This is a genomic window from Belliella aquatica, from assembly GCF_014637795.1.
GTDB classification, from domain to species: Bacteria; Bacteroidota; Bacteroidia; order Cytophagales; family Cyclobacteriaceae; genus Belliella; species Belliella aquatica.
Window position 1 is genome coordinate 35,835 of the sequence record NZ_BMFD01000017.1, and the last position, 22,337, is coordinate 58,171.

20 protein-coding genes are annotated in these 22,337 nt (G+C 34.5%); 3 read left to right on the forward strand and 17 right to left on the reverse strand.

Annotated features, from left to right (window positions below; genetic code table 11):
- Complete coding sequence (locus IEV57_RS16870; protein ID WP_188444221.1) at positions 1 to 639, reverse strand: glycosyltransferase family 2 protein; 639 nt, start codon at positions 637 to 639, stop codon at positions 1 to 3.
- Between the two features lie 360 nt (positions 640 to 999).
- On the opposite strand from IEV57_RS16870, the gene IEV57_RS16875 reads away from it, so the two are divergent.
- Together IEV57_RS16875 and IEV57_RS16880 are read left to right on the forward strand one after the other, a co-directional pair.
- The gene (locus tag IEV57_RS16875) at positions 1,000 to 3,513 is read left to right on the forward strand and encodes a TonB-dependent receptor (RefSeq protein WP_188444222.1); all 2,514 of its coding nucleotides are present in this window, start codon (positions 1,000 to 1,002) and stop codon (positions 3,511 to 3,513) included.
- Positions 3,514 to 3,585: 72 nt separating this feature from the next.
- Positions 3,586 to 4,302: a phosphatase PAP2 family protein gene (locus tag IEV57_RS16880; protein ID WP_188444223.1), complete on the forward strand. Its 717-nt coding sequence runs from the start codon at positions 3,586 to 3,588 to the stop codon at positions 4,300 to 4,302.
- Here the strand turns inward: IEV57_RS16880 and IEV57_RS16885 are convergent.
- From IEV57_RS16885 to IEV57_RS16895, 3 genes are all read right to left on the reverse strand, one after another.
- Entirely contained in the window at positions 4,252 to 5,829 is a 1,578-nt protein-coding gene (locus IEV57_RS16885) for an ArnT family glycosyltransferase (RefSeq protein ID WP_188444224.1), read from the reverse strand. The two genes, IEV57_RS16880 and IEV57_RS16885, sit on opposite strands and share 51 nt — an antisense overlap.
- Positions 5,830 to 6,315: 486 nt before the next feature.
- Positions 6,316 to 6,507 (reverse strand): DUF8506 family protein, encoded by a 192-nt coding sequence (locus IEV57_RS16890; protein ID WP_188444225.1) that lies wholly within the window; start codon positions 6,505 to 6,507, stop codon positions 6,316 to 6,318.
- Positions 6,508 to 6,667: 160 nt separating this feature from the next.
- Positions 6,668 to 7,072: an ATPase gene (locus tag IEV57_RS16895; RefSeq protein ID WP_229744549.1), complete on the reverse strand. Its 405-nt coding sequence runs from the start codon at positions 7,070 to 7,072 to the stop codon at positions 6,668 to 6,670.
- Positions 7,073 to 7,341: 269 nt separating this feature from the next.
- Here IEV57_RS16895 and IEV57_RS16900 point away from each other — a divergent pair, with 269 nt between their 5' ends.
- The gene (locus IEV57_RS16900; RefSeq protein ID WP_188444226.1) at positions 7,342 to 7,536 is read left to right on the forward strand and encodes a hypothetical protein; all 195 of its coding nucleotides are present in this window, start codon (positions 7,342 to 7,344) and stop codon (positions 7,534 to 7,536) included.
- Between the two features lie 919 nt (positions 7,537 to 8,455).
- Here the strand turns inward: IEV57_RS16900 and IEV57_RS16905 are convergent.
- From IEV57_RS16905 to IEV57_RS16960, 13 genes are all read right to left on the reverse strand, one after another.
- On the reverse strand, positions 8,456 to 9,226 hold the full coding sequence (locus IEV57_RS16905; protein ID WP_229744550.1) for a hypothetical protein: 771 nt from the start codon (positions 9,224 to 9,226) through the stop codon (positions 8,456 to 8,458).
- A gap of 625 nt (positions 9,227 to 9,851) precedes the next feature.
- On the reverse strand, positions 9,852 to 10,151 hold the full coding sequence (locus IEV57_RS19550; protein WP_188444228.1) for a transposase: 300 nt from the start codon (positions 10,149 to 10,151) through the stop codon (positions 9,852 to 9,854).
- 89 nt (positions 10,152 to 10,240) lie between these two features.
- The gene (locus IEV57_RS16915) at positions 10,241 to 10,471 is read right to left on the reverse strand and encodes a Dna2/Cas4 domain-containing protein (protein ID WP_229744551.1); all 231 of its coding nucleotides are present in this window, start codon (positions 10,469 to 10,471) and stop codon (positions 10,241 to 10,243) included.
- An 81-nt stretch (positions 10,472 to 10,552) separates the two neighbouring features.
- Positions 10,553 to 11,743, reverse strand: coding sequence for an ATP-binding protein (locus IEV57_RS16920; RefSeq protein WP_188444229.1), 1,191 nt, complete (start codon positions 11,741 to 11,743; stop codon positions 10,553 to 10,555).
- Between the two features lie 147 nt (positions 11,744 to 11,890).
- A complete protein-coding gene (locus IEV57_RS16925; RefSeq protein ID WP_188444230.1) occupies positions 11,891 to 13,294 on the reverse strand; it encodes a hypothetical protein in 1,404 nt (467 codons plus the stop codon).
- A 516-nt stretch (positions 13,295 to 13,810) separates the two neighbouring features.
- Positions 13,811 to 14,038: a hypothetical protein gene (locus IEV57_RS19555; protein WP_373282268.1), complete on the reverse strand. Its 228-nt coding sequence runs from the start codon at positions 14,036 to 14,038 to the stop codon at positions 13,811 to 13,813.
- 1,051 nt (positions 14,039 to 15,089) lie between these two features.
- A complete protein-coding gene (locus IEV57_RS16930; protein ID WP_188444231.1) occupies positions 15,090 to 15,746 on the reverse strand; it encodes an RloB family protein in 657 nt (218 codons plus the stop codon).
- Positions 15,730 to 17,082, reverse strand: coding sequence for an AAA family ATPase (locus IEV57_RS16935; protein ID WP_188444232.1), 1,353 nt, complete (start codon positions 17,080 to 17,082; stop codon positions 15,730 to 15,732). Before IEV57_RS16935 ends, IEV57_RS16930 begins: the two co-directional genes overlap by 17 nt.
- A 656-nt stretch (positions 17,083 to 17,738) precedes the next feature.
- On the reverse strand, positions 17,739 to 18,311 hold the full coding sequence (locus tag IEV57_RS16940) for an AAA family ATPase (RefSeq protein ID WP_188444233.1): 573 nt from the start codon (positions 18,309 to 18,311) through the stop codon (positions 17,739 to 17,741).
- Between the two features lie 306 nt (positions 18,312 to 18,617).
- Positions 18,618 to 18,836: a hypothetical protein gene (locus tag IEV57_RS16945; RefSeq protein ID WP_188444234.1), complete on the reverse strand. Its 219-nt coding sequence runs from the start codon at positions 18,834 to 18,836 to the stop codon at positions 18,618 to 18,620.
- Between the two features lie 148 nt (positions 18,837 to 18,984).
- Positions 18,985 to 20,091 carry a nucleotidyl transferase AbiEii/AbiGii toxin family protein gene (locus IEV57_RS16950; protein WP_188444235.1) on the reverse strand — a complete coding sequence of 369 codons (1,107 nt, stop codon included), beginning with the start codon at positions 20,089 to 20,091 and terminating at the stop codon, positions 18,985 to 18,987.
- Complete coding sequence (locus IEV57_RS16955; protein WP_188444236.1) at positions 20,088 to 20,852, reverse strand: DUF6577 family protein; 765 nt, start codon at positions 20,850 to 20,852, stop codon at positions 20,088 to 20,090. The genes IEV57_RS16950 and IEV57_RS16955 overlap by 4 nt, the downstream gene beginning before the upstream one ends.
- Positions 20,853 to 21,743: 891 nt before the next feature.
- Positions 21,744 to 22,316 (reverse strand): AAA family ATPase, encoded by a 573-nt coding sequence (locus tag IEV57_RS16960; protein ID WP_188444237.1) that lies wholly within the window; start codon positions 22,314 to 22,316, stop codon positions 21,744 to 21,746.
- Between the last annotated feature and the right edge of the window lie 21 nt (positions 22,317 to 22,337).

Genomic DNA, 22,337 nt, shown 5'->3' on the forward strand with positions numbered 1-22,337 from the left:
TTAAAAATTAACTATTCTACTTTGTTTCTGTAAGGCGGTGATACTGGTAGAGGTGTTTCGGTAATAAATATAAGTTCTGTGAAGTGATTTTCTGACTTTAAATTTTCTGGAAGCTTGCTCGTAAAAAAATGAATCTGCTGCATACCTATTTTCGAAATGAATGCTTTTAAAGACTTCTTTTTTACCAAAGAGAGTTGCAAAAAGAATACAATCGTCAACATGAATGTTCTGATGTAAATCGTTTTTATCAGCGACGTAATAATCTTCTTTTTTGGATACAATCGTTTCCGTGAGTGAAGAAATCAGATCAGCGTTTTGGATTTCTTGAAGACAAGTAGAAAGATGATTGATTTTATATTCATCATCACTGTCAATGATGGTAATGTAGTCTCCCTTTGCAAAATGTACAGCTCGATTGATTGCATACGATTGACCTTCATTTTTGCAGCGGATATAGTTTACTTTATTTTGATGAATTACGCTGTATTCCAACAGTTGCTGACTCAAGGCCAAAGAACTGCCATCATCGATCACAATAAATTCAAAATCACAAAAATCTTGGTTCATCACGGAGTCTAGAGCTCTTTTGACTAAATCAAATGGCGTATTGAACACCGCCATGAGAACACTTACTTTCATATTTGAGATATTAAATTCGGGTAATTAAATAAAAATGCAATAACACACTTTATCTCAAGAGTATTAGCAGTGATTAGTTTAAATGAAAGTTAAATAATTGTGAATCTTTATTTCTATTGAAAAGTGTATTTCTTCAAAAATGGTTGCTATTTAATATTATGTTAATACCATTTTTAATATAATTTTATCTGGTTATTATTTTCCACTATTTGGAAATTGCCTTGTGGAAATTGAGATGTTTTATTTAAATGAACAAAAAATTTCCAAAAAGCTTAATATTAAAAACTCGTATCTTAATTATTTATTAATCGCTTTGATCTGAGCAATAATCATATTTGTGGAGAATTAAAAAACACATCAATGAAACAAATTTTACTAATCACCATTCTCATAAACATATTTAGTCTAAGCCATGCCCAAACATCTGGAACTGTTAGTGGGAAAGTGGTAGATAAATCTGGTGCTTCAATTCCTGGGGTAAGTATCCGTGTAAAAGAGATATCGAATTTAGGAACAAGTACTTCTATTGGAGGTCAATATCGATTGACTAACATTCAGCCTGGTTCCTATACATTAGAGGCGAGTTTTATTGGATATTCTAGCGAAGTAAGATCCTTCACACTCGATAGTTCTGATCAAGTTATCGTTGATTTTATTCTGTCAGAAAACGATATACTTTTAGAAGGGGCAACTGTCACGGCTCAAAGAAGGGAAGAAGACATACAAAAAGTACCAGTTGCAGTAACAACCTATGATAAAAAATTTATCAATGATTTCAATATTCGTGAAATTGATGCGCTTTCTGAATTTGTTCCTGGTCTCCAAGTACAGTTACAAAGTCCCAATAATCCAGGTTTTGTAATAAGAGGGATAACTTCCGACAATGGCGATTCTAGAGTAGAGCCAAGGGTATCTGTCTTTCAAGATGGTGTTTCTATTTCTAAGTCAAGAGGCTCGGTTATTGAAGTTTTTGATATGGAAAGGGTGGAAGTATTAAAAGGTCCTCAAGGGACTTTATTTGGTAGGGGGGCACAAATTGGTGCTGTTCATTTCGTACAAAACAAAGCGCAAAGGGACTTTGCAGGAGAGCTTACACTTGGCTACGGCAATTATAATCAACAGCTAGCTTCTGGTTTTGTAAATACTCCAATTTCCGATAAATTATTTTTTCGACTTGCGGGTCAGTACAATAAAAGAGATGGTTTTATAGAAAATATCTCTGGTGGTAATTTAAATGGAAAAGAAACAGGTGCACTGAGAGGCTCTTTAAGGTGGTTGCCAACACAAAAAACGATCGTAGATTTGATCTATAATTACCAAAAAGATAATTATCCTGGAACAGCTTTCATAAGTGGAACTGTCGCTCCAATAGGAAGAGAACCAAATCCATTTAGAACCACTAACCTGGAATCAGGCGAAGATTTGGGAATAAAAAGAAATGTTTGGGGAACTACCCTGTTGGTCGATCAATTATTGAACAACAACCTTACTTTGAATTCAATCACAGCTTTCAGACAGTTTGATTCAGATGAGGCTTTTGATGCAGATGGAAGTGAACTTCCTGTTTTATCGTTTTCAGAAATAGCGTTCGGAAGACAATTTAGTCAAGAACTTAGATTTGCCTACGACAATAAAAGAAATTTCACTGGATTCTTTGGAGGTTCGTATTTCCATGAAAATGGATATCAAAAAGTTCCTTTCGTTACAAATGAGAATAGTTTCGTAGCCTTAGTGAGTCCTTTGTTAAATGCAGCTTCAGGTGGCGCATTTCCTATATTGCCAAACTTCAACAATGATGGTACACCATTTTTAGCAGCAGGAGCGCTCCTGGGGATCCCTTTAAAAGGAAGACATACTGAAAGTAATCAAAATTATGGTCAAGTCAATGCTTACGAGGCTTTCGCAGACGGAACTTACAATTTCAATAAATTAGCAATTACCTTGGGATTAAGAGCCACGCACGAAATAGTGAACAATGGATACGAGGCGATATATGAAGGATCGCCAAGTGTTGTAAGTTTAGCATTAGGCAATCCGTTTGGAGCAGCTCCTAATTTAATCTTCAGACCTACCGATGGAAGAGTGAAAGGTGAAGGATCATTTACATCTGTAGTAGGTCGTGGCGTTTTGGCATATACTATTAACGACAACTTGAATAGTTATGCCAATATCTCCAGGGGTAGAAGACCAAATGTAATTCAAGTAAATCCTGACGGAGCAGAGGAACTTAATGCGGAAATCGTTTGGTCTTACGAATTGGGATTAAAGGGATTATATAAAAAATTTAGCTATGATTTAGCCGCATATTATTATGATTATTCAAATTTTCAAGTTACTGTCGTAGAGAATCAAGGTGGGACAATCCAAGCATTCACAAGAGATGCAGGTAATGCAAGTGCCGCTGGTTTTGAGACTAGTTTTAGGTATGCCTTTACAAGAAACCTGTCAGTTTTCGGTAATTATAGTTTTATCGATGCTAAGTTTGATGATACTGACAATGATGGTAATGCACAAGAACTTGCTGGAAATAGATTTAGATTAACACCGAAGCATAGTTTTTCTTTTGGAGTTCTAGGAGATTTCCCTATTGGTAAAGGAGGATTATTTATTAGACCATCTTATACTTATAAGTCGCAGGTATTTTTTGAAGAAGAAAACCAAGAAAGTATATCACAAGATGGTTATGGACTGCTTAATGCCCGTGCAGGTTACTACACACAAAATAGAAAATGGGAGTTTGCGATTTATGGATCCAACTTGCTAAATGAAGAATATCTCATTGACGCTGGAAATACAGGATTATTATTTGGTACACCTACTTTTATAGCAGGCCCACCCACGTTATTTGGTATTCAAATTACTGGAAGGTTTTAATACTTAGAAACAAATTTTATGTAGCAAAAAAGCGAGTTTTAACAACTCGCTTTTTTTAAAAAATCTTTATCAATGACTTTCAATAAAGATATTCCTGCATTTACATTTTACATGCTTTTCAGCAGCATAGTGATTTTTGTAATTTTATTGAATTACAGCAATGAAGGCTTCTCCATTTATATCAATCATCTTCATCAGCCGATTTCGGATTTATTTTTCAAGTATGTAACACACCTCGGTGATGGATTGATGTTGTTGCTTTTTGTGCCAATAATTTTCTTCAAAAAATCTGCCTACGGGTTTATATTAAGTGTAGGTGCACTCATTCATTTTATTTTCATATTACTTGGAAAGCAAGTATTTTTTCATGGAGCCCCTCGACCAATGCTGTATTTTAATGATTTGTCGCTGCATGCAGTAGAAGGTGTTAAAATTGCTTTCTACAATACTTTTCCTTCGGGACATACAGCAACAGCTTTTCTGATAGCAGCTCTTTTAGCTCAAATTAAAGCAAGAAACCCTTTTTATCAGTTTCTTCTTTTTGCCTTAGCCTTTCTTGTGGCAGTGAGTAGAGTTTATTTGATGCAGCATTTTCTTTTGGACGTATTGGCAGGGATGTGGATTGGATATGCCTCTTATCTTATGGCAAAGGCTATTGTTTTGAAACTTCCATTAGCATGGTTGAACTTTCGTCTCAATCAATTCATATACACAAAATCTATATCTGTATTAGTCTCGCTAAGGAGTAGAATTCAAGCGAAGAATTACCGTTATCGGAGATTCAAATAAGTCATTTTCTTCTGCGATAATTTCATAGAGATAACCTTCACTTTCCAGTTTTGGCAAATACTTTTTTCTACTAATAATCAAATCACCACTTTTAGCTGTGAAAGGATCCAATCGTTCTATGGGTGCCCGTAAATAAAACACGAATGCAGGATTGAAATTTTCATAATAGTAAACTCGCTCGCCTTTGTCCCATATTGATTTGGTGAGTAAGACAGGATTTTGCTGATCTAAAGCAGGCATTACTGAAAGGAAAAAGATAAAGGAGACTGTTGCATAACTTAATGAAACTCCTGCAAATGCTCTCAGTTTCTGTTTTTTTCTAATGAAAACCATGGAGAAAATTAGAGGAACTAGACCTGCTAAAAAATATATTGCGAGGCGTTTATTATCGGATAAATAGGAGATTTCGGCAAGCCCAAAATATCCTCCAAAAGCAATCGTCAACACAAAAAGTAAACTTAGTCCCCAAACAAATATAAGGGGGCTAATTGATTTAACTTTCCCAAAGTAAACCGCTAGCAACATCATAAACCAAGGGTAGGCAGGGACCGTGTAATTGGGCAATCTAGTAGAAGCAAAACTGAAAAATATCAGTATTATGAAACCTGCTAAAGTGGCAAAAAGCAAAAAGCTATTTTTTGAAATTGAATCCCCATATTCTCTTAACTTTTTGACATATAAAAAATGCATTGCCTTCGGTAAAAATATAACAAATGGGAATAGTCCAATGAATACAAATAACCAGGTTTTCAAAAATGAACCACCATGACCTTCCATTGGACTACTGAAGCGGGAAAGATTATGCTTCAGAAAAAACTCTCCTAGCCAATTCCCGTCGGTTGTTAATCCTACCAAAGCATACCATGAACCTGCTACTAAAATAAATAAGCATACAGGAAAAAAACGAAACCAAGGTTTTAGACTAAGACGCTTCTGGAAAAGCATAAAGAGTATAAAAGTGATGATGTAGAGCAATAGCGCAACAGGTCCTTTACTCAAGACCGCTAAGCCTAGTAGGAGGTAGGAATAATATTGATACTTAATTACTTGATATCTACTTTCATAATATTTAAATCCATATAAATAAGATGTTGTTAAAAATAAGATTAAAAAGGGGTCAGGAACAGCCATATGGAATTGAACCATCCAATGTATGTTAGCAGCAATAAGAAGTAAAAAGAAAAATGTAGCCCGATGACCAAATTGTGCTTTCACAAATTTGGCACAGACAAGCATACATAAAAGTCCTGCAAGAGCAGGAAAAAAACGTGCTCCAAAGGGATTATAACCAAAGATTTTATAGCCAATTATGAAAAAATAATAGTGAAGAGGTGGTTTGTCGTATCGAGGTTGATCATTGAATTTAGGAAGTAAATAATCATTGTTTTCATACATCTCAAAAGCCGCTACTGCGTTTTTTGCTTCATCTAAAGCATAAATACTGAGTTTGGCGGTACCCGAAAAATGAAGCAGGATTATAACAACTACAAGGGCTGAGTAAATGAAAGTTCTTTTTGGCGTATACATATTCATGATAATGATACTACATATATCCACTAGAATGAATGATAGTATTTTATCATTTTATTAAATTTTTACATCACATAGGTGAGCACAGAGTATCTTTAATTTTGAATAAGTTAGTTTGCTTTTTTGATTGTTGGGGAAAAATGAACATAAATACTAGTACAGATATTAAAGTTAAAATTTAACCTTAAAATAGAATACAAACGATTGTTAGTGTTGGATAGACATTAGTATTTTATAGCAAAGTTTATAAAATTATTCATCTACAGGCGGATTAATACCATTTACTAATTTTAATATTGAGAATCCGTATCATTTTAAAAGATATATTTAATTTAAACAAAAGGTTCCTGATCATGGTATGGGGAGCAAATTCAAAAAAGAGATCATTTCTGACCTCTTTTTTTTTATCCCCATTTATTTTAATTTGAGGAGGTTTTTTTATGGTTGCAAGTTTTTTAAAAACGTGAAATTAGAGCTAATGAATCAACCTTGACTACGCTTGTATGAAAGGGTTGGTTGCACATCATTTGGATCAATCTCCACGATTTCACCATTTTTCATGACAACTAATGGACTATTCTTCGCTTTTTTGAATTCCACTAGCTTCCTATAAGCTTCTTCAAGCCCTTTAACTATTTTGTCTCTTTCCTCTTTTAGTTGCTCTTTAGTTTCCATAATATTTTTGTTTTAAACCCTCCCACAATTCCTTGTTATTAATTGTAACGTCATTAACGCCTCCTTCTGCCACTATTTCATAAGTGTCTCCAGAATTATTTACAAATAGCCAGTTATCGACTTTGGGCAGAAATAATCTGAAAAAATTCTCAAGACCGCCCTAATATCTTCTCCTAATAACATCTTCAGGTATATGATGTCCGCCTTCTTTTACTCGCCTTGCTACTCTAGAAACGGCCAATTCATCGGAATCTAACCAAAAAAACAAGCAGGTCACCTGATAATTTAAATCCTTTGCTCTTTCAACAAATTGTACGTAACTCCTTGTAGAAAGTGTCGTTTCAAAAGCAAAATTCTCCCCTAACTCCAACAACTTTTTGATTCTTTTCAGCATGGATATTCCCGCATCAATACCAGCTTTTTCTGGTTGGAAAGGAGAGAATCCTTTTGCAATTTCATCTGCATTCACAAACTCTTTACAGTCCAGGATTTCAGGCAAAATGGTATAAGAAGCAGTAGTTTTACCTGCTCCATTACAACCTGCTATGATGTAAAGTTTCTTCATTCAATGCAAATATACTTTACTATCTAATCATCATTTTATCTAATCCATAAAGACAATATTGGTGCGATTACTTTTTACAATCTTGCTGCGTAAAAGCATTACTTAGTCAACTCCTTCATTACTTCTTTTAAAACCAAAAATGCCTTATTCCGGTTGCAACCATCGTTGATAGGGGGAGCCATACTTGGCAAGCTATTCGTATTAGCGAATGGCTTTTTTTGTTGCGTTTCTGTTTTTTGACAGGATAAAATTTCATAGTATATTTGACTATGCAAAAATTAGTTAGAAGTTATAGCACTTCAGGGAATCTTTTTGAAAAGAAGGAAGAGATCATTCATTATTTGGGAATGAGCAAGGAAGAAATTGCTGAGGTTTTCGCCTATTTAAATAGTGTTTCCTTTAATTATGCTTTAGGTAATCCTCCCAAAATGGACAAAAATGCATTTTCAATGCGCAAAAATTAGTTATGGGAAATATTTTTAAATTATAAGTGTATGCATTTTACTTTTTAACCAAAATTTACCTAATTAAATCCATGAAGCTAATCCTGGAGAGGAGACTTGATAGAATCTTGCTGAGCCAAGTTATTACTTGGTCAATTTTTTCATAACCTTTTTAACACCGAAAAAATGCTACTTCACCTGCAACTATAGTTGATAGGTGGGGCAAAAGCATTAAAACAACAACATTACCTTACCCTACAAAAATTAGACTTTCCGTATCATATTTGATATTTTCATTCGATTATGGAAAATTTCCTGATTTAAATACTGGTAACAAATGAGAGTCATCAAACTTTTTACTTTCTTTTATCGCCTACTCGGTAAAATATACATTCTATACTTAGTGACCTCTTTATATTAAAATAATACAAATTTATGTAAAATAATATTATTTATTTCCAAAAACACCCTATTTTCAATCGTCTTACTCCCGTGTCCCGTATCCCTCTCGACCATTCGTCTACTTTTAGCGAAAAACTAATAAAGTATATAATTATTCAAATATTGAACTTTTCTAAGTCAAAAAAAAAATTAGGATCAGTGTAATTTAGGGAAAGGGAAGGAGTGAAGGTTATTCTATTACCTTAAAAAACAATATATAATCCAGTGAACTGTAACTGAGTTTATAGAAATCTCGAAGAGGAAGATTTAAGAGAAGGGTAAGCATGTATAGGTGATACAACCTGCCCCGAACTTACTTTTCACTTCTTTTAGGAATGATTCGGGGAGACCCGCATGCCGATAACTCGGTAGTGCTGTGAGCCTGCTTCCTTTTTGGAAGACTGCGTGCGTCGTGGTGTATGCGCACTCCAGCATTGGTGGGACAAGCTGAGTGCTTATGGCTCGATGCCGTATACACGACTAGAGGGTCGTTGTTTTTTCATTCTGCTATTAGTTTTCCGTTTTCCGTTAGAATTATTTTTCCGTTTTTTTCAACTTCAAGAGTAGTGTCTGGCGAGTCCTCTTCTCCGATAATATTTCTGTAAATTTTGTATGTATAGATATCGTTTGTAAAAGTAATAACGTGATTCCCACCACTTCCTTCAAACTCTAATTCCCCGTTGTTTATAATTATGTCAGGTTTTGATGATTCTTCTTCGCCAATTTTCCAAGAAGCATACCTGTATTTGTAGTCCGATAATTTGTCTATTCTGATAAGATAATTTTGAGTCATTATTTTATATATCGGACTTTCAAAAGTTTTTAATGAGCTGTGGAGTTTTTCTCTTTCTTTTTCAATGAGTTCTTGAATTTGTTTTTTTTCAAAGTCACTTTGATAGTTTACAGCAATTATTTGTCCTTGGTAACTGTCTATCCAAATAACACCATTGTCCAACATAATGCCTCTCCAACCAACATCAGACCACTGTTCTATCTTTGAATTTGCAATTCTGTCAATAAGTGTTTTGTCAAATATTTCAGTAAATCTCAATTTAAATTCTATTTCGTTTTTTACACTCGGTATCGGATATGCTCTCCGCAATGGGTAATTCATTACACTTGAAATACTATCAACATTACTCTGCTTAAATAATTCTATAACATTTCTGACATAGGTCAATTTGTTGCCGTCAAGTTCGTCACTTTGAGAGTAACTTAATTTGAAAATAAGTAAGAAAAGTATCAATATTTTAAACTTCATTCCTTTCATTTTGTATCGTAATTTATAATGCCATCTAGCGTAAGGTGATTAAGACGTAATTTACTAAAAAATAACCATTTTAATTGAAATTCGTAGATAGCGTTTTAATCATAGGTGGACTAGACGTGCTAGGTATATGTATGCATTTACATGCTTTATTTTGAAAGAGGGTTTAATCAAAGCATTTGGGGAAATTCTCCCTAAAATATTATTGATATAGACCTTTGTAGCTATTTACTCAATGTCAAAAAAATCAAAATGAAGCTTTGACAAAGATGCAATCAGATACTTGCGACTTTCAATTAAAATTAGTAAGATTAATAAAATAATACATATCGATAGTTCAAATTTAAAGGAAACAGAATCTCAAAAATTAAAATCATTTATAGTGTATTTCCTTGCAATTTGAGGAGATGAAAGAAAGAATTCTGGCAACGAAATAGACTACGAGTCATCAACTCCGGAATTGGTGTTTAAAAAGTATTTCTGTGTCAATTTTTACTGTCGTCCACCATAATTACGAAAATTAGAATAAAGTCCTCTAAAATGATATTAGAGGACTTTTTTGTTATAGTTCAAAAAGTACCCCCTATCCAGTGAGAAATAATTGGATTTATACGTTTTGAATGTCTTTTTAAAATATACTTTTAAAGTAAGCTTCGGTATAGAGTTGAAATTTTTCCAGACTGACAGAGGAACATAAATTTTTTGATGCCACCATGACCATGGTGGAAAAATCCTCCGCTTCTTTTATTCGCTTGTGTAGCACTGTAAACAAGAGATTAAAGATTAAAGCCATCCATATTTGGATTTTGATTCCGTTCGAGCTGTCCGACAAAAAATATTTAAGCTCGAAATTCCGCTCAATCTGCTTGAAAAACACTTCTATGACCCATTTATTCTTGTACAGTACAGCCACTGTGACTGCATCCAATCCCTTAAAGTTCCATCACTATTAAAAACATGTTTTCATTAGTAGCTGCTGAACGGATACAGATAAATTCGGCACTTCTTCTGCCAGGTTCATTTGGATAAATACTTTTGCGCCTCCTTTTTTGTTTCCTCCCAACAGATTGCGCTCCGCTTCTTTACCTTATACGATTTCTTTACCTCATGAATCACTTTGTTTTTGACATCATAAAAATCTATTTTGATACCATCCAACTCTAGCTCAGTGTATTTTCTTGCGCTATCCAAATAGGTAGTCTCTGCGATTAGTTTTCCTTCAGCCACTATCTGGGAAGTATACTCCATTTGTATTCCATTGGCAAAAAGCTAGAGTTTCCTATGACAGATTTGGAGGTATGCGATATGAGTTCCTGTGATGTTCATAGGTTAATAAAGGAAGCCGAAAAGCCACAAGGGGATTTTGTTTTTATGGCCTATTTCGATGTTGTCAGCTATAATATAAGCATTTTGTTCATTTTGGATTTGCTTTTGTGATTTTGACTTTCCTCCAATTTCAAATAGATCTTTACCAACTTTAAAATCACCCTTTGCTGAATATTCGATTGGATGGACCACGGAAACTTGATTTATGAAAAAACTTTCCCGAATACTTCCTTTATCTGCTTCTTGATAAGAAAGCGCATAAAAAATATTCGGATGATTGAGGTAGAGCTTCTCGGGTTTTTGCAAAAGTCCAATCCCCTTGGTGTCTGCATACAAACGCTTGACAATTCGTAATTCTTCCAAGTAACGCAGAAAATCAAGCAAGCTATTGCGAGCTACCCCTATGCGTTCACTAAGTTTGGTAATATTTGGTTTGAAAGGAACACTTTCTGCCAAGATGTGCAGTAATTGTTTGATCTTTTCAACGCTTGCATAGCTAAGATTATAGCTTGAAGGAAGGTCAGTGCTTAGCGCAATGAGGATAGTTTCCATCAATTTTTGCAAATAAGCATCTTTATTTTCAAGATAATAGGGGAAGTAACCGTATGTCAGATAATCCTTAAAAAATGAAAGGGGTTTTATCTTATTTACAATTGGTCTAGCTAGCTCCACATGCCTGTTCAATATATCGTCTAAAGACAATTTATCAAATTGGCCAATATCCTGAAATGCCAAAAACTCTCGGAACGACAGACCATGAAGTTCATAGACTACAGCTCTTCGGCTTAGGTCTCCACGGGCATTTTCTATATGAATCAAGGATGATCCTGTAAATACTACCTGTAAGTCGGGAAAGTCATCATAAATATTCTTAAGCTCAGAAGACCAGTTGGCATATCGGTGGACTTCATCTATCAAAAGATATTTACCACCTTCATTTACAAATTGCTCCGCCAAACTGAAAATGCTATTTTCGGTAAAATATAAATCATCTAGACTTACATAAAGTGTTTCTTGAGTAGGAAGCTGCTTCAGTAAAATATATTGGAAGAGTAGGGTGGTTTTTCCCGCGCCTCTAGCACCTTTGATTCCTATAAACCTATTGGACCAATCAATATCAAACATTTGTGATCTAAGTTTGAGCAGCTTGGTTCGGTCAAGCTTTTGGTAATATTTTTGAATAAGCTTTTCCATTAGTGTTTTTTATATTCAACAATATTACATAAAAAACGTTGTTTTAAAAAAACGTTTTAAACAATTTAGTTAAGGTTTGGAGATACTAGATATGGTTTCTGGAAATATTCATAAGCCGAATGGTTAAAAAAGAGCTTATTAAGCTGATTAAATAATACCAGCGATTCTCAATTCACCTTTCAATGCACTCAAGCGACCGTTGGTATAGACTATTTTATTTATCAGCACTTCAGTTTGACTCCGAATAGCTGGTATTTCCCTAGCAACTTTTAGAATTGTAGCTACTCTTGCATATAAATTTCTTCCTCGTTCGTTGAGAAGAAGTTCTTCAACTTTTTGCGCAAGGACGACTATACCTTGCTCTGGGTCATGCTCCAAGCAAGGGGTCATTGTCTCGACAATGTTCCATCTGTTTGTATGGAGAAGTGCATGATTGCGTGCTTCACTATATTTACCTTCCATACATAAGGCTGTAATGTATGCAGGGTGGTCATTTTGGAGTGTTCTCAAATACTTCATCCGACCTTCCTCTTTCATCAGCTTTTGGATAATTTTGTAATGTTTTTTGGAGAATTTTCTCTTAATCAGGTATTGTGTGACTTCTAGGTATAAGTCTGGGTCTTCGTCTAGGTTGAGAACCTCAAAGTACAGCTCAGCAAATTCATGATGAAAATGACCTTTATCCCATAATTGCTTGGCGATGTTTCTGAACTTTTTGCTATTTGTGGATTTATATAGATCCAAAAGGTCTAGAGCTACATGGACACTTGATTGATAATATTTAAGTGCAGATTTCTCGTAGCTTTCAATTCCCCCAGTTTTTCTATGTAGTTCGGTGTACAACCATGGCAAATGTGTTGCTTTGTTTTTCTCTTCTATGACATCAAGCAGGATACTCGCTTCCGATCCAGAATGAATTAGGCTGTATAGACATGCCTCAAAAAACAATAGAAAATGTGAATCTTTAGCTTCTAATTCATTATGCTGATCAAAAAGAACTGTTGCAATGGTGAAGAGCTGATCTTCGGGAATTTGTATAGCCTTGAAGATAGGCAGACAGCTGTCTAAATGATTTTCAAATACATTAAGCATCGTCAGGGTAGGCTCAGGAACTTCATAGTATTCCTTGTTTAGCTTAGCTTCCAAACAAGCTCTATATATGCCGATCATATATAAGAAAGCCAGATCAAAATGATTGATAGAACAATATCTCTCCACTTCAGCAACATGAACGCCTATGATTCTACTGATTTCTTCCTCAGCCATTTGTTCCAGTGCATCATATCCTTGGATATATCCATTGTGAGTAGGTACAAAGTCACTCAAATTCAGTTCATCAAATCTGATGGATTCAAGATTTGCTTTGATCAGATCCTTACTAGCCAATATAAAATCATCTTGATCTGTCACAGTCAGCGCCAACTGTTTGTCAGAAGGCTTGAGGTAATAGTTGATAAACTTCTCCTTAAGCTGCTCGTCTTGTTCAAGGATAGCAGTGAGAAATGAAACCTTTAGCTGATCGGAAGCTTGTTGGTAGAATTGGTCAAACATAGGGGAGAATTCGAAATAGATTTAGATATTAAGGTTATAAAATTTTAATCAGTAATCACATCTTTAGTTAATGACAAGATAAATGTAAATTTTTGCAAATTAAGATTAGCACCCAAATCCTCATCTTAATTATAACATTATAATGAAATCGATGTGTTAAAAACCTTATTTTATATAAAGATATCATCCAATTCTTTTGAGAAATCAAAACCACTTTCGAAAGAATAACTATTACTATGATGTAATAAATATTCAAACCCAAATTGACCATTTTCTCCTTAATCTAATAATTTTGTAAGAATAGTTGGATAGACATTGATTGAAAAATGTGAAAGAACACCCCCAATTTTTCTCAAATCAGCCTTGGATTTAAAAAGAATCACCATCATTTCTCTTGATAATCGATTTATAGCCATCAAATACCAATGAACCAAGTACAATCTTGAATAAAACCTTCAGTAGCCTTATCAACCATAAAGCTTATTTCAAATGAAGCATGATCTCCAAAATGATGAATTATCCCAGCTTCTTTGACAATGTTGAAGCCTTCAAATGACAGTCTTGAAAATGTAAATAGTCGGTATTTGTTGCTATAAGCAAGAAACCTTGCTCGTGCAGAAACTGACTAAAAGCGCTATTAGCCCTGTCAATCGTCTTATAGATTGCAGAAGAAAGCTCATACTGATAATTAATGGGGAGGTAACTACTCCTTTCCGCTTTGCTCAAATGAATCCTAAATCTCATGCTTCGTGGTTTTATAAAAACAATGTAATGGTAAAAATTACAAATCAGAAAACAATGACATAAGCTGTAGTAGAAGGAACAGTATTCTACGTAAAAACTTATAAAATACTAAGTTTTTAAAAATTAATCATAAAAAAAATACCAACTACAGGGTGTTTTTGTGCTTTTAAAATTCTAAACATTAAGAATCACAAAAAAGGATAGGCTAAGAGAAGTGTCTAAACCTTTTAAAAGTGGTGAAACGCTATAGAACCAAAGAAAAAACTCATGAATTAAACGAGGACCAATGCACAAGTTAAACCGAGATAGGGGGTCAATCCCGCAAGCGGGACAGGTTATCCGCCGGAATGTTAGTCGAATCTGACCAATCAGGCCACTTTCACGAAACAAAAACATTCCGATTCTGAGGGGGCAATCCCGAAAATCGGGACAAGCTTTGCTCCGGAATATCCAATACTTTTTCCCTCAGACTTTAATTTATCATCTTTGCCAATGTTCTCTCTTGCAATTGGGATTGAAATCCAACCCCTAACACAAACCAAAACTTAATTTTTAAGTATTTAGAAAATTTCATTATCCATACTGGCACATTTAGACCGAAAAGAGTGGCACAATTCGAACCGTTATGTATGGTATCCGCTAAAAAACCAAAACCATTAATCCAAGTGGCCATTCCCGAGCTTTGAGACAAACTGTGCTTCAAAATATCCTCTTACTTCATTCCTGAAAAATAACTTTTGGGAGGGGCAATTTACATCATCAACCGGGGGTCAATCCTGTAAGAGGTACAAGCTATGTTCCTGAATCTGTATGAAATTCTTACTTTAGGGGGTCAATATCCGCCGGAGTGTCAGTCGAATCGTGCCAATCAGGTTACTTTCGCATCACCAATTGATTCCGATTTTGAGGCCTCAACATGCTCCGGAATATCAAACAGGGTAATTTTAATAATTAAAGTCAAATGTCTTGAACAAGCGTATTTAATGACTGTCTTGGCAATGCCATTTTTAGAATAATCGCCATTCATTGATCTTCTTCGAAAAAAATCTAATTATAAGTTGTTTTTCACTTTTCTAATTTTGTCCTTGATGACATTAAAAATAGTTTTTGCCAAAAGATAAACTTCAGATGAACCTTTCAAAGGTTTTCTATTTTCATTTGCTTTAAAATTTCTTTCCGCATTTTCGATGGCTTCTTCTATAAAAATAGGATGTCTTCTTGAGTCAAATCCACCCTCGTAGTTTTCATTTACTTTTTTCTTCCAACTTTTACAAACATCATCAGATTCAAATTCCTCAACTTTATCATTTTGGTGGAAAAATAACCAGACTTCAAAACATGGATTACTCTCTACAACAAACCAATTCTCTTTTAAATCACATTCAGATTTAATCTTTTTTATTTGCTCCTCCCGACTATTTGATTTGTCAGGATCAGAATCTAAAACAATCCAAACTTCATCGTTTTCTTGTAAAGTAAATTTTGGTTTGTCTCCAATAAATGAATTTTCAGCAAGATCAAGAAGACCTTGGGGCGAATTGTCATCATGTGGATTTAATTTATATACCTCGACATTAATACGAGAGTCAATTCTTTCAAAATATTTGAAATACTTGTATTCTCTTTCTTTGCCTTCACAGAAAATATATAAGCTTTTTGCTTCTCTGCTTGGAGCTTGTCTTTCAAAAAGCCTATTTGTTAAAATCATAATCGTGCCATTTTAAATCTTCTAAATTACCTAAAAAAGGTATAGAACCATATCTTCCATTTAAATATCCTTTTCTAATATCTATGGTTTTATGTTCTTTAAAATCACTCAATGAATACAAATCTGTGGATCCGTTTATGTCTTTTTCTGCGAACCAAATTTCATCTTGCCTAAATATTTCTTGATCTAATAAGTTAGATTCATGTGTTGTAAATATCAATTGACCTTTTGTCTTTTTATCTAAAGAGAATTTTTTAACAAGTTCTTTTATTAATAAGGGATGTATGCTCCTTTCTATTTCGTCAACGATATAGACCTTTTCTGATGAAATTACATTCTTGAAGGCTGGAACAAAATCCAATAATCTTATTGTTCCATCAGATTCTTCGTCCAAATCAAAAAATGCAGTTTTATCGCTTGAAGAATGTCCAACTTTTAAAGTTTTCACCCAAATGGTATCATTCTCCTTTACCAAAATTATTTCATCACCACGTCTACTTGTTAATCCAATCATCTTTTTAGGAGCGTCCTCGACAGCCTTAATCAGTTTATCAAGTTCATTCTCATTGTCTTCACCAAAAAAATCACGAATGTTCTTTTTTTCTGTTCCCAATGAAGTAATTCCAATATTGAAAGAACACATTAGATCTTCTGCGTATTTTTTAAATTCAATATCAGTATCGATTATATGCGCTAATGCTCTAGGCTTAGAGTCTGGAGTTATGATTTCTAAGGTTTCTGAAAACCAGTGATAAGCTTTCTTTACGTCTTTTAAGAATTTATTATCTCTGTTTGAAAGCAGTTTTAATACAGGTTCATTTGGTTTCACAAATTCCTCTAATAAGACTGTTTTTAGAACCTGACTTTTTTCATCATTCTCAAAGTCATCTAAAAATTTGATTGTAGTTTCTTTATTTAGTGTTTTTCTTTCGAAAATTAACTTATCTTCTTTTTTTCCTAAACCTGAGACATACAGTTCTTCGGTTGATATTTTATCTTCAGAGATTACGATTGCATAATATAATGCCGTATTGTCTTGAATAAATTCAATAGCTAGGATTTGCTCCTTTTGATTTCCGAATTTAAATTGCGTATCCTTTAATTTAAACGGGATTTCCTCTTTCGTAATCAATTTTTGAAATTGAAATAAAGACTTAATCAAATTTGATTTACCTGCCCCATTTGCTCCATAAATAGATGAAAGTTTAAGTATTTCAAAACCATCTACATTATACTTATGATCCTGTAGAGTCTTTAGTCTATTATTAGGAATAGTTGTAAACTCTTTTCTTTCTCCAAAAGAGAACATATTCTCTATTACAAATCTGATCAACATGATTTTACGTGATTATTTCACGTAAATATACAGTCTAGCTTTTCGAAATTCAAATAAATAGAGAATTTTCGTTTGTTGGGTGACAATATCACGTTATGCTGTATTTTTGCTGCTGTATTTTTAAAATAAACTTATTAATCTCCTTCTAATGCGGATGGAATGACGGAGAAAAATAGACTTATCCTTAATTTCTAGTCTATAATGGTTTATCCCTAGATTTTGAACAAGCTATAGGCTTGAAAATCCAATTGATTATAATTTCCAGAGTTCTCAACTACGTTAGGACCTAAAATCCAACCCCTAACGCAAACCAAAACTTAATTTTTAAGTATTTAGAAAATTTCATTATCCATACTGGCACATTTAGACCGAAAAGAGTGGCACAATTCGAACCGTTATGTTTGGGATACGCTAAAAAACCATAACCATTAATCCAAGTGGCCATTCCCGAGCTTTGAGACAAACTGTGCTTTAAAATATCCTCTTACTTCATTCCTGAAAAATAACTTTTGACGGGGGTCAATTTGCATCACCAGCTGGGGGTCAATTTAAATCGTCAGAAGGGGGTCAATCCCGAAAATCGGGACAGGCTATGATCCGGAATATCCACCTGTGTGCCCAGTTGACAATTATCCGCAAGATTAGTTGTGACAAAATCACATACTAGTGTCATTGCGGAAAATCATATTAACTTCTCTTAATTTTTCCAGTATTAGTCTTAGTTTCTCGTCCAAGGTTTGGTTTCCAATAATTTTCAAAACAGGATTTTTGGTATGTGCCAACCAAGTCTTATGAGCTTTTAAGGTCCTGTTGGCAAGTCCTGTATTGTGGTCATAATCTGTTGCCCAAGAGATAAAATCATTAAATTGTTTTGCTCTTTCTGGGTCTGTGTAAATGATGTCACCAGATCTTTCCAATTCCCGTTTTTTAAGTCTTTCAATTCTTATATCCTTTGGAAGGTATAGAAATATGATCAAGTCAAAATCGGGAAATAAATTGTTTCCCCAATGAATGATTGAACCGCCCAAAATCCAATTTTCTTTTTCACTTAAATCTTTGGAAATAAGTTGATTTCTTTCGTTTGGATCTCGTCTGTGAGTAAAAGGTGGTTCTGTTTTAAGCCAAAAATAGTCATCACTGTCAAAATATTTCACTCCCAATTTTTTTGCAAGTAATTGCCCTAACGTTGTTACTCCACTTCCCGATGCTCCAAAAATATGTAGTTTCATAACTTTATATTGTCGGTTTGACATTTTGACCAACGAAAACAAACCCCTCAATTTGAGCTGATTTCGAATCCTGATTAGTCAAATCGAATTTATCGATTTACTTTTTAACTCTTTTAACTAACACCAAGTTTCTTTTGCAATCACGAATAAGACACAACCATCAACTTCATTCACTGATCTAAATCACAATGATTAAGGCTGTCAAAAACCTACTACCACCTCAATTCAGTTCGGTTACCCTGATAGATGAATGTATCAAACAGGGCCTACCGATAGGGATCGGTATAAGGGATTTTCTCTACTGAGTTAAATGTTGTTTGCATATTTAAGCTCTCCTTTTATTTCCATATGCTTTTTGAAAAACTCTGATACACTAAATTCATGCGATTCTTCCAAGAGAGACTGGACTACTAAATTTTCATAACTTTCATTTAAGGAAATCAATGAAGATGTAATTTGAATTAAGGAATAAGTAGTAAACTGAGCTGTATCATCTAATCCATACTGAGAAGGTCCTGTAAACATTAAATAACTCACTTTAATTGAATCGTGGAGATTTTTTCATTTTGAAACCCCATCCATAACTGAATGTACATTTTCGCAAGACTAATTGTAGAAAAAAGAATGGGGTCGATTAAATGATAGTGTGTTTCTTGTTCATTCAATCTCATAGCTATGCTTGTTTGGAAGTTAAAAGTTCAACAGTTTTGAACCAATAGAAGAAAGCAGATTTATCTGGAAGTCTTTTCAATCGCATCAGGAAGTTCCAATTCGGATCTTCAATGGTCCAATTTTTAATGTCTTGACCTTCATAATAAACAATAGGTGAAAGGTCATTCATCTTGATTTTTGCTGCCAGGTATGCAATCCGAGCAGATGCGGATACTGCATCATCAATTCTAAAGTTCCCTTCCATTAGAAAACCAGTACCAAACGCAATAATCCCTTTTTGCAATTCTTTGAACTTTGCTTTTTCATCATCATTGCCTCGATCTCGTTTGGCCAGGATGATGCAAGTGTCAATCGTGTCTTGAAGTACTATATCCGGAGTGAGTTCTGCATCTGGGTTTCCATTTTTCCGATAAACAATTTCATGCTCAGCAAATACCTGAAAACTGGCCGCCACCACATCCATGTTTTTAATGTTCTCAAAGAGTTTACTCAGATCGAAAAGCTGTTTGCATATCTCCATAGAGAACGGCTGATTGTCTTTACCCTTGAAGTAGGGGATGCCGATAGTATTAGGAGCAAATGCAGTCAATTTATCCCCTGTAATTGAATCAATAGATGGCATGGTGACCAGAGTCTCATCTTCTGTTTCGATCCATTTGGTAATCACAGGTTTTTCGACCACATCTGGATAAATTGAATCTTCGATTAGAACATCTAATAGAATGGTACCAGAACCTTGTCGCTTGGAATCAAATTTGAATTTGTAGTGTGCTTTTGGTACTCCTTTTTTGTAGCTGCGATGTTCGTCTAGTTCAACACTCGTGAAATTGGAAGAGTCTATAACCTTTTGCAAAATACTCTCCACTTCTTTCCGGTCAGTTTTACTGATTATGTCGATATCAATGGAGAATCGGTTTCCTGTTTCTAATAAAAGTACCAAACTAGTACCTCCTTTGAAAACAAAATCAAGTCCATTGCTTTTCAGCCTCTCCAGCAAATGCAAAGCATAAATCATCTTTTCCAAAATGATTTTGTCAATTCGTTTGTGGTCTTTTTGTTTCTTAAAACCCTCTAACCATTCATCAGTAAAACAATGTTCCTTTATCATTCAATGATGTCTTGTACGAGGTGGTGCATGTGGTTCGTCATGAACTGCTTAATTTCTTGTTCTCTTTCTCTTCGTTTAGCGTAGCTAAAAAGCTTGGTGAAATTTATGCCATAGTTGCTAATAGCATTTTCATAGATGTGCATCAATTCAGAGCCTTGCAGGTAATAGAATAGTCTTTCTTCTGCAAAGAGGTCCACCAAAATCTTCTCAAGTAGTGGAGTATAAAACTCCACTCTTTTCTCCGTTCTTTTGGCAATAGGGGAGCGCGTAATTAGTTTTTTAATAATTACTGGGTATTCACTTTCAGCGATGTAAAAGTCGATGACTTTATCATCAGGGTTGAGATATAGCTCGTTTCTTGATGAGTCTTTTAGTTCATAATACAAGGACTCAGTGAAATCCTTTTCTATTTCAATATGGATGATACGTCTGCTGGCTTGGTGTTGTGAAAACTCATTGAGCCATTCCGTTTCCCAAATGCAGTATCTGGCATCCTCAAATTTGTTTGTAATTCGCTTGGCGAGCTTAATAAGCTCTGACGATATTTCCGGTTTGTATTTGGGCTTGTATGAAATAACATATAGACCCCTCTTGATTTGTCTAATGATGTTTTTGTCTTTGAGATCATATATTCTCCAACCAAAGGTTCCCTTTTTAAGATCAGGCTCGAAATAACGATAGAATTCAAACAGGTCTTCCCGAGTAAAATACTCCCGGTTTTTAAATTCATCAATTAATCTGTTCTCTATGACTTTTGGCATATTAGTTCCAATTTTTACCAAAACTACAAAATTTTGGCGAATATTGGAAATCAAAAAAACGCCAGTAAATCAAAATACCGGCAAATATTGGAATTCTCGTAGGGCCAGAGATTTGGCTCTTTTGCAAAGCTTGGTTTGTCGGTTGGCCTGAGTGGCTTTGTAAATGTGACAAATGAGCGATGGCTTTTCTTTTTCGCATTCTGACTAACCAATACAAAATCCCTCAAATTAACCTGATTTCCAATCCTGATTAGTCATCCCTAATTTATCAATTCTCTTTTCAATTCCATCAACTAATCCCAACTTGCTTTCTAATTACAATCAAAAACCAAAATCCCGCCCTAATAGGGTGTTTTTCACCTTAAAATTTACTAATCCTCTTCTAATGCAGACGGGACGATAGATAAATAGACTTACCTTTAATTTCTTGTAGAGAGGAGTAAGTCCCTAAATTCTGGAAAAGTTACGTTACAGAATCTTCAATTTATAATTAATATCAAAGTTCTCAACTGCGTTAGGGGCTGAAATCCAACCCATAACGCAAATCAAAACTTAATTTTCAAGCATTTTGAAGATTTCATTTTCCATACTGGCACATTTAGACCGAAAAGGGTGGCACAATTCGAACCGTTATCTTAAGGATTTACTAAAAAACCAAAACCATTGATCAGAAGAGTCAATCCCGAGCTTCGAGACAAACTGCGCTTCAAAATATCCTCTTACTTCATTCCTGAAAAATAACTTTTGATAGGGGTCAATTTGCATCACCAGCTGGGGGTCAATTTAAATCGTCAGAAAGGGGTCAATCCCGAAAATCGGGACAGGCTATGATCCGGAATATCCACCTGTGTGCCCAGTTGACAATAATCCACAAGATTATTTGTGAAAAAATTACATACTAGTGTCATTGCGGATAACAATATTAACTTCTTTTAATTTTTCCAGTATTAGTTCTAGTTTCTCGTCCAATGTTTGGTTTCCAATAATTTTCAAAACAGGATTTTTGGTATGTGCCAACCAAGTCTCATGAGCTTTTAAAGTTCTGTTGGCAATTCCTGTGTTATGGTCATAATCTGTTGCCCAAGAAATAAAATCATTAAATTGTTTTGCTCTTTTTGGGTCTGTGTAAATGATGTCACCAGATCTTTCCAATTCCCGTTTTTTAAGCCTTTCAATTCTTATCTCATTTGGAAGGTAAAGAAATATGATCAAGTCAAAATCGGGAAATAAATTGTCTCCCCAATGAATGATTGAACCGCCCAAAATCCAATTTTCTTTTTCACTTAAATCTTTGGCAATAAGTTGATTTCTTTCATTTGGATCTCGTCTGTGAGTAAAAGGTGGTTCTGTTTTAAGCCAAAAATAGTCATCACTGTCAAAATATTTCACTCCCAATTTTTTACCCACTAATTGCCCTAACGTTGTCACTCCACTTCCCGATGCTCCAAAAATATGTAGTTTCATGACTTTATTGTGTCGATTTGT

Bases quoted from the DNA above. Each gene is read 5' to 3' on its own strand.
- IEV57_RS16955 (WP_188444236.1), bottom strand. From the start codon at position 20,852: ATGCCAAAAGTCATAGAGAACAGATTAATTGATGAATTTAAAAACCGG.
- IEV57_RS16950 (WP_188444235.1), bottom strand. From the start codon at position 20,091: ATGATAAAGGAACATTGTTTTACTGATGAATGGTTAGAGGGTTTTAAG.
- IEV57_RS16875 (WP_188444222.1), top strand. From the start codon at position 1,000: ATGAAACAAATTTTACTAATCACCATTCTCATAAACATATTTAGTCTA.
- IEV57_RS16880 (WP_188444223.1), top strand. From the start codon at position 3,586: ATGACTTTCAATAAAGATATTCCTGCATTTACATTTTACATGCTTTTC.
- IEV57_RS16915 (WP_229744551.1), bottom strand. From the start codon at position 10,471: ATGGAGTATACTTCCCAGATAGTGGCTGAAGGAAAACTAATCGCAGAG.
- IEV57_RS16900 (WP_188444226.1), top strand. From the start codon at position 7,342: ATGCAAAAATTAGTTAGAAGTTATAGCACTTCAGGGAATCTTTTTGAA.
- IEV57_RS16925 (WP_188444230.1), bottom strand. From the start codon at position 13,294: ATGTTTGACCAATTCTACCAACAAGCTTCCGATCAGCTAAAGGTTTCA.
- IEV57_RS16890 (WP_188444225.1), bottom strand. From the start codon at position 6,507: ATGGAAACTAAAGAGCAACTAAAAGAGGAAAGAGACAAAATAGTTAAA.
- IEV57_RS16870 (WP_188444221.1), bottom strand. From the start codon at position 639: ATGAAAGTAAGTGTTCTCATGGCGGTGTTCAATACGCCATTTGATTTA.
- IEV57_RS16920 (WP_188444229.1), bottom strand. From the start codon at position 11,743: ATGGAAAAGCTTATTCAAAAATATTACCAAAAGCTTGACCGAACCAAG.
- IEV57_RS16935 (WP_188444232.1), bottom strand. From the start codon at position 17,082: ATGTTGATCAGATTTGTAATAGAGAATATGTTCTCTTTTGGAGAAAGA.
- IEV57_RS16930 (WP_188444231.1), bottom strand. From the start codon at position 15,746: ATGATTTTAACAAATAGGCTTTTTGAAAGACAAGCTCCAAGCAGAGAA.
- IEV57_RS16895 (WP_229744549.1), bottom strand. From the start codon at position 7,072: ATGAAGAAACTTTACATCATAGCAGGTTGTAATGGAGCAGGTAAAACT.
- IEV57_RS16940 (WP_188444233.1), bottom strand. From the start codon at position 18,311: ATGAAACTACATATTTTTGGAGCATCGGGAAGTGGAGTAACAACGTTA.
- IEV57_RS16905 (WP_229744550.1), bottom strand. From the start codon at position 9,226: ATGAAAGGAATGAAGTTTAAAATATTGATACTTTTCTTACTTATTTTC.
- IEV57_RS16885 (WP_188444224.1), bottom strand. From the start codon at position 5,829: ATGTATACGCCAAAAAGAACTTTCATTTACTCAGCCCTTGTAGTTGTT.
- IEV57_RS16960 (WP_188444237.1), bottom strand. From the start codon at position 22,316: ATGAAACTACATATTTTTGGAGCATCGGGAAGTGGAGTGACAACGTTA.
- IEV57_RS16945 (WP_188444234.1), bottom strand. From the start codon at position 18,836: ATGTTTACAGGACCTTCTCAGTATGGATTAGATGATACAGCTCAGTTT.
- IEV57_RS19555 (WP_373282268.1), bottom strand. From the start codon at position 14,038: ATGAGATTTAGGATTCATTTGAGCAAAGCGGAAAGGAGTAGTTACCTC.